We start from the raw sequence: 6,256 nt of genomic DNA, 5'->3' as shown, positions 1-6,256 counted from the left end.
AAGAGCTGGCTTGCGCATCTCTTGCAACCGACGTTAGGGCAGCGGAAATCCCACGTGAAATGCCTGCTGTAAAGCATCTATGCTCGGCAGGCATGGGCGTGTTGCACGGCGGCCGAGTCGAGCTGCGCCACCTGCGGGCGTTCGAGGCGGTGGCTCGGCTGCAGTCGTTCACCCAGGCCGCCGACGAACTCAGCATCACCCAGCCCGCGCTGAGTCGCACCATCGCGCAGTTGGAAGACGCGGTGTCGGTGACGCTGTTCGACCGCAGTTCGCGGCGTGTGGAGACGACCCGGGCCGGACACGTGTTCCTCGACTACGTCGAGCGGGTCCTCGCCGAGCTGGCACGCGGCTTCGATGCCCTGCGGCGCCAGCCGAGCATTCGTTTCGGGTTCAGTTGGTTGTTGCCCGACCCGTGGGCGCAGGACACCGTCGCGCGGTTCGAGCGGGCGACCGGGACCACGGTCAGCCTGGTTCGCACCGACGACGCGCTCGCGGCCGTGCAGCAGGGAAGGGTCGACGTCGCCGTGGTGCGCGGGCTGGTGACATCCACGGCGGTTCGAATCGTGCACTTGTTCAACGAGTCACGTGTAGCGGTGTGCTCTGTCCACTCGCCGCTGGCGAACCGATCGGAGTTGGACTGGGCCGAGATCCCGCGGCTGCCGCTCGTGGTCAACACCACCAGCGGCACCACCGGACCGTGGTCCTGGCCGGCGGGCGACGGGCCGAAAACCGTTGTGGAGACGGCGAATTTCGACGAGTGGATCGAATCCGTCGCGACCGATCGCGGCATCGGCGTCATTCCCGACGTCGCGGTCAGACGCAACATCCATCCCGGCGTGCGGTTCATCGCCCTGCGCGGCGCACCGGCGAGCCCGGTCTCCTTGGCACTGCTGCCACGTGCCCGCAACGCCGCACTGCGCAGGTTCGTCGAAGCGGCGGTGGCGAGCGCGCAGGAGATCTGAGCTCACACGCGCCGGCAGATCGATTCCAGGAACGGTTCGGCGACGGCGAGAAAGCCGCCGGGATCCGAGGAGAACCCCACGTGGCCGGTGTCCAGGATCTCCAAGCGGGATCCCCGAATGTTGGCGTGGGTTGCGCGGCCCGCGCGCAGGGGTAGCACGATGTCCCGCTTGCCCCACACGAGGAGGGTGGGCGCGGACAACTCCGCGGCCCGGGCGCGCAGATCGTGCCCGGGCGTGGCGAAGCTGCGCCACAACCCGGTCGCGACGCGGAGGCCCTCGGCGGTCTTGGCGGCCGCGATCGCACGCGCGGCGATTTCCCGGTCGCTGTCCGTGCGAGCCTTCATGTAACCGCGGACGAATGGGGGAGCGATGCTGCGAAATACCGCGGGCGTGCCCATCACCGCGCACATCGATCGGGTGATGAAGTTCGACGGGACGAAGCCGCCCGAGTTGACCAGGACCAGGCCGGCGACGGATTCGGGGCGGTTGATCGCCAGCCGCGCGGCGGCGAATCCGCCGACCGAGTTTCCGATCAACACCATCCGTGTCAGGCCCAGCCCGTCGACGACGTCTTCGAGCACGTCGGCAAATAGCGGCGCGCTCGGTTCGACGGATGCATCGACGGGGTCGGAATCCCCGTGCCCGGGCCAGTCCACCGCGATCGTGCGATAGCGGCGGGCCAGCGCCTCGACGATCTGGTCGAAGTCATGGCGATCGTGCAGTGACGCGTGCAGTAGCAAAACCGTTGGGCCGCTGCCCAGTTCGCTGTAGGAAACTCGGCCCGCCCTGGTCTGAACTGTCGGCATTCGCAGCCCCTCTCGTTCCGTTGACCGACTGGTCGGTCATAAAGTACCGTACAACCTGACGAGCGGTTGCGACAAGAGGAGATGCGAATGGCTCAGGCCCCGCCTCCCGAGGCACCCTTCGCGGAGAAGATGGCCTTTTACCGCGGCCAACACACGTCGAAAGGGGTCCGGGTGACGCACCTGATCGGCATCCCGATCATCGCGGCGGGCATGCCGCTGATGTTCGCCAAACCGCGGGTGGGGGCGCCGATGTTCATCGGCGGGTGGGCGATGCAGATCCTCGGCCACCGGTTGTTCGAGAAGAACTTGCCGTCGACCCATAAGGGCTGGATCACCTACCAGCTCACCGGCGTGATCGACGTCTGCGAGCAGTACGGCGAGATGCTGGCCCGTCGCAGCCAACGTAGGGCGGCCCTGCGGTGAGGTCACCCGAACCGGGCCGCACCGCGCTGCTGGACGCCGGGCAGCGCCTGCTCTCGGCCGCGGACCTGGCCAGGATCTCCGTCAACGCGATCGTCGCCGAGGCCGGCATGGCGAAAGGCAGCTTTTACCAACACTGGCCCAGCCGCGCCGAGTACGTACGCGCGCTGCATGCCCGGTTCCATGACGAGCTGCAGGAAGCGATCACGGCCGCGACGGCCGACCTGGCGCCCGGGGCCGATCGCCTCAGGGCGGGCATGGCCGCCTACCTCGACGGGTGCCTGGCCGAACCGGCGACCAAGGCGCTGCTGGTCCAGTCGCGCACCGAGGCCGGGCTCAGCGATCTGGTTGCGGCGCGCAACGACAGCGCCGCCGCGCAGATCATGCCCGACCTGGTGGCGCTTGGCTGGGCAGCGCCGGAACCGATCGCCGCGCTGCTGGTCGCCGCGGTCGCCGAGATCGCCCTGGTCGAGCTCGACGCCGCACGCCCCGACGACGCGCTGCGTGGGGGACTGCTGCGGCTGGCCACCCGGAGGACCTAGTTCAAGGACGCCAGGCCCGATCGAAGCAGGTCCAGACTCGTGGCCACGATCTCCCCGAGGTCGCCGCTACAGCCGTTGCGGCCCCAATTCTCCACTGCCACAACGAGTGCCGCCGCGAGCGTGGAACCCGCGACCTCGGCGGCCAGGTCAGCCTCGGGGTTGCGGCTCCTGACGAACTCGGTCAGCACGTGGGCGAACGACGACTGCACCACGCGCAGGTGGCCTTCGATTCGCTCGGCGCTGATCAGCTCCGTGCGGGCCGTCGCGGCCTGGCGGACCACCTCGAGATCGTGCGGGAAAGCGGCGACGCTGGCCAGCACGGCGTCGAAAACCGACTCGGACGCCGGACGCTGTGCCAGCGCCTCGGCCAGCCATTCCAGCTGGGTCTCGTAGTCCTGGAACAGCACCGCCTCCTTGGTGGGGAAGTGCCGGAAGAACGTGCGCTCGGTGACGCCGGCTTCGGCCGCCAGCTCCGTCACCGTCACGTTCACAAATCCCTTGCGCGCGAAGCTCTTCAACGCGGCTTGACGCAGTGCCTCGTGCGTCGAACGCCGGCGTAACTCGTGACGGTTGATCGGGGCGGCCATCTCGCATTGATCGTAACCGACTTCTTCCAATTGTGTCAGTACTGACATATTCTGGTCAACGCGAGGAGGTCAACGATGACGGACTACGACGCGATCGTGGTGGGCGCCGGCCACAACGGGCTGACAGCCGCGGCAATCCTGCAGCGCGCGGGCCTGCGCACGGTTTGCCTGGAAGCCAACACCTACGCCGGCGGCATGGCAGCGACCGTCGAACTGATCGACGGCTTTCGTTATGAGATCGCGGGCTCGGTGCAGTTCCCGATGGCCAGCCAGCTCACCAAGGACCTCGGGCTCGACACGCTGCCCGCGATCGAACCTGAGGTGATGTCGACGAACATCGGCGAGAACGGCGAAGAGCCGATGGTCTTCTATCGCGACCCGATGCAATTGATGACGCATCTCAACTCCAAGCACGGCCTCGAGGCCGTCACCGGCATGGCCGAACTCATCGCGTGGAGCCAGGCGCCCGCACGGGCACTCGGCCGTTTCGATGTGCGCCGGCCACCCAACACGCTCGACGAAATGTATGCCTGCGCAACCAACGACGCCGAACGCCGGGCGATTCACGAAATGCTGTTCGGCTCGTCGATGGACGTGATCGACCGCTATCTACCGGACAAGGAAAAGCACGCCGTCATGCGCGGGATGCTGGCGTTCTTGGCCGTCAACTCCACCTACCGCGGGCCGTACACACCCGGCAGCGCAACCTGTTTGGCCTTCGCCCTGGCCGTCCCCGACGACAGCACCGCGATGATGACCAAGCTCAAAGGCGGCATCGGCGCACTCACCGAACACCTGCGCGAGCTCTTCATCTCCCACGGTGGCGAGATTCGCTTCCGCGCCAAAGTCGAGCAGATCCTGGTCGACCACGGCAAGGTCACCGGCGTGCGGATGCGGGACGGATCGATCGTCTCGGCGCCGATAGTAGTGTCCAACCTGTCGCCCGATCTCACCCTCACCGAGCTGATCGCCCCCGAACACATTCCCGCGGAACTTATTTCGCGCGTCTCCGGCCGAGACCACCGCGCCTCGTTCGTGCAGATCCACTTCGCGCTGGACGGGCTACCAGAATTCGCGCCGCCGTATGAGTTCCTCAACGAGGAAGGTATGCAGCAGTCGGTCGGCATCTTCGGGTCACCGGAAGAACAACAGCGACAATGGGAGATCTGCCGACAGGGACTCGTCCCGGACAATCCGTCGATGGGGATGCAGATCCCGTCGGTGCACGACCCCGGCATGGCGCCGCCCGGCAAGCACGCCGCCAGCGCGTACGCCTACGCCTTCCCGGTCGAGGTGCCCCGCGACCAGCATGGCCATCTCAAAAACGAGATGGCGCAACGGGTTATCGACAAGATCACCAGGTTCGCGCCCAACTTCAAGGACATCCTGATCCGCAACATCACCTTCGCGCCGTATCACATGAACACCATGTTCGGCGCCCCCGACGGCGACTTCTGTCACGGGCTGTTACACCCGGACCTGATGGGGCCCAACCGTCCCGGCCCGAAGGGCTTCCTCGACATGCCCATCGGAATCGATGGCCTCTACCTGGGCGGCGCGGGATGCCATGGCGGGCCGGGCATTACGTTCACTCCGGGGTACAACGCGGGTTATCAGGCGCTCGACGACGCGCCGTAGCCGCGGATCAGCCCCCGAACGTGCCGGTAAGCTGCGCCTGCGCGTTCGCGGCGGCGCCGATTGCCTGCGCCGCCTGCACGCCCGCCAGGCCACTCGGCAGCTGGTAGTCGTTGGGCAGCTGATAGAGCGTGAACCGGTAGTGATGCGTCCCGGTTCCCGCCGGCGGGCATGGCCCCTTGTAGGCGGGGTCGCCGGCGGTGTTCGGTAGGGCGATGCCGCCGGCCGGGCTCTGGCCGTCGGCGGTGCTGCCGGCGCCTGGGGGAATCCCGACCACGATCCAGTGCACAAAGACACCGTTGACGGCGTCCGGATCGTCGACGACAAGCGCCGCGCCCAAGGGAGCCGACCATGTCAAGGGCGGCGAGATGCCGGCCCCCTTGCAGGTGTATTGCGCCGGTATCGGCGCGCCGTTGCCGAAGGCGGGACTGTTGATCGTGAGCGGGCCGCCGGCGGGCGCCGCCGGCAAGGTCCGGGCGACCGGAGTCATCTTCGTCGCGAGCGGCGCCGTCGTTCGGCCGCCGGCGTAGCCGGCCTGCGCGGCCACCAGCGCCAAACCCGCACCGGCAACAGCGATCCGTGCAAGTGTGCGATTCATGAAGAAAAGTGTGGCTGCAGCGCTACCAGAACGAAAGGGTCTTTGAGCCCACGCTGGGTTAATCGCGCTTGTTCTGCTCCATCACCCGGTCGCGCAGCCCCTTGGTCGCCGTGTCGAGCAGGCTACTGGCGCCCTTCTTCACCAAGAAACCGGGAACCGGCATCAAGAGGTCGACGGTGAGATCGAAGCGGACCCGGGTCGAGTCGCCTTCGGGACTCAGCGTGTAGCGGCCCTCCTGCGCGCGTTGCTGTTTGGCGCTGATCAGTGTCCAGCTCACGCCGTCGTCGTGCACGCTATAGGCCAACTCCTGCTCGTCGCTGACGCCGACGAGTTTGACCACTTGCTTGGATCTGCTGGGGTGCCCTTCGTCGTCCCGTTCGAGAATCTCGACCTTTCGATGGACCGACGACCACTCGGGCAAGGACTCGAGGTCGAACAACACGTCCATGATCTCGTCGGGTGTCGCGTCGATGACGACCTCGCGGGTTTCGGTGATGGCCACCGCACAGAGATAACCGCTGCGGCGGCGCCGGAAACCACCTTTGCCAGGCCGGTGTCGGTCAGGGCACCAGCACGACCTTGCCGATGTTCTCCCGTGCCGCCAAGATCCGGTGCGCTCTGGGGGCGTCGGCGAACGGCACGGCTGCGTGGACGATGGGGGAGGCGGTGCCGTCGCGCAGCGCCTCGCCCAGCGGGGTGATCCAGG

The 6,256-nt window shown here is 67.1% G+C and carries 9 protein-coding genes; 4 read left to right on the top strand and 5 right to left on the bottom strand.

The genetic code is table 11. From position 1 onward, the window contains the following. Positions 1-92: 92 nt before the first annotated feature. On the top strand, positions 93-962 hold the full coding sequence (locus tag JOZ00_RS23540; protein WP_293348865.1) for a LysR family transcriptional regulator: 870 nt from the start codon (positions 93-95) through the stop codon (positions 960-962). 2 nt (positions 963-964) lie between these two features. Here JOZ00_RS23540 and JOZ00_RS23535 read toward each other — a convergent pair whose 3' ends face one another. Beyond that, positions 965-1,768: an alpha/beta hydrolase gene (locus tag JOZ00_RS23535; protein WP_293348862.1), complete on the bottom strand. Its 804-nt coding sequence runs from the start codon at positions 1,766-1,768 to the stop codon at positions 965-967. A gap of 87 nt (positions 1,769-1,855) precedes the next feature. Here JOZ00_RS23535 and JOZ00_RS23530 point away from each other — a divergent pair, with 87 nt between their 5' ends. Both JOZ00_RS23530 and JOZ00_RS23525 read left to right on the top strand, forming a co-directional pair. Next, positions 1,856-2,191 (top strand): DUF962 domain-containing protein, encoded by a 336-nt coding sequence (locus tag JOZ00_RS23530; RefSeq protein WP_293348859.1) that lies wholly within the window; start codon positions 1,856-1,858, stop codon positions 2,189-2,191. Next, on the top strand, positions 2,188-2,730 hold the full coding sequence (locus JOZ00_RS23525) for a TetR/AcrR family transcriptional regulator (protein ID WP_293348856.1): 543 nt from the start codon (positions 2,188-2,190) through the stop codon (positions 2,728-2,730). Before JOZ00_RS23530 ends, JOZ00_RS23525 begins: the two co-directional genes overlap by 4 nt. Here JOZ00_RS23525 and JOZ00_RS23520 read toward each other — a convergent pair. After that, positions 2,727-3,317, bottom strand: coding sequence for a TetR/AcrR family transcriptional regulator (locus JOZ00_RS23520; RefSeq protein ID WP_293348853.1), 591 nt, complete (start codon positions 3,315-3,317; stop codon positions 2,727-2,729). The two genes, JOZ00_RS23525 and JOZ00_RS23520, sit on opposite strands and share 4 nt — an antisense overlap. A 75-nt stretch (positions 3,318-3,392) precedes the next feature. On the opposite strand from JOZ00_RS23520, the gene JOZ00_RS23515 reads away from it, so the two are divergent. Next, positions 3,393-4,955 carry an NAD(P)/FAD-dependent oxidoreductase gene (locus JOZ00_RS23515; RefSeq protein WP_293348850.1) on the top strand — a complete coding sequence of 521 codons (1,563 nt, stop codon included), beginning with the start codon at positions 3,393-3,395 and terminating at the stop codon, positions 4,953-4,955. Between the two features lie 7 nt (positions 4,956-4,962). Here JOZ00_RS23515 and JOZ00_RS23510 read toward each other — a convergent pair whose 3' ends face one another. The 3 genes from JOZ00_RS23510 to JOZ00_RS23500 form a co-directional block, all read right to left on the bottom strand. Further along, complete coding sequence (locus tag JOZ00_RS23510; RefSeq protein ID WP_293348847.1) at positions 4,963-5,550, bottom strand: YbhB/YbcL family Raf kinase inhibitor-like protein; 588 nt, start codon at positions 5,548-5,550, stop codon at positions 4,963-4,965. 58 nt (positions 5,551-5,608) lie between these two features. Beyond that, the gene (locus JOZ00_RS23505) at positions 5,609-6,052 is read right to left on the bottom strand and encodes an SRPBCC family protein (RefSeq protein WP_293348844.1); all 444 of its coding nucleotides are present in this window, start codon (positions 6,050-6,052) and stop codon (positions 5,609-5,611) included. A 58-nt stretch (positions 6,053-6,110) separates the two neighbouring features. Next, the coding region (locus JOZ00_RS23500; protein WP_293348868.1) for a zinc-binding dehydrogenase at positions 6,111-6,256 on the bottom strand (146 nt) is incomplete at its 5' end.

It is taken from the genome of Mycobacterium sp. (assembly GCF_019243155.1).
GTDB lineage: Bacteria > Actinomycetota > Actinomycetes > Mycobacteriales > Mycobacteriaceae > Mycobacterium.
This window is presented reverse-complemented; position numbering and strand designations above follow the sequence as displayed.

Bases quoted from the DNA above. Each gene is read 5' to 3' on its own strand.
- JOZ00_RS23530 (WP_293348859.1), top strand. From the start codon at position 1,856: ATGGCTCAGGCCCCGCCTCCCGAGGCACCCTTCGCGGAGAAGATGGCC.
- JOZ00_RS23510 (WP_293348847.1), bottom strand. From the start codon at position 5,550: ATGAATCGCACACTTGCACGGATCGCTGTTGCCGGTGCGGGTTTGGCG.
- JOZ00_RS23535 (WP_293348862.1), bottom strand. From the start codon at position 1,768: ATGCCGACAGTTCAGACCAGGGCGGGCCGAGTTTCCTACAGCGAACTG.
- JOZ00_RS23520 (WP_293348853.1), bottom strand. From the start codon at position 3,317: ATGGCCGCCCCGATCAACCGTCACGAGTTACGCCGGCGTTCGACGCAC.
- JOZ00_RS23540 (WP_293348865.1), top strand. From the start codon at position 93: ATGGGCGTGTTGCACGGCGGCCGAGTCGAGCTGCGCCACCTGCGGGCG.
- JOZ00_RS23515 (WP_293348850.1), top strand. From the start codon at position 3,393: ATGACGGACTACGACGCGATCGTGGTGGGCGCCGGCCACAACGGGCTG.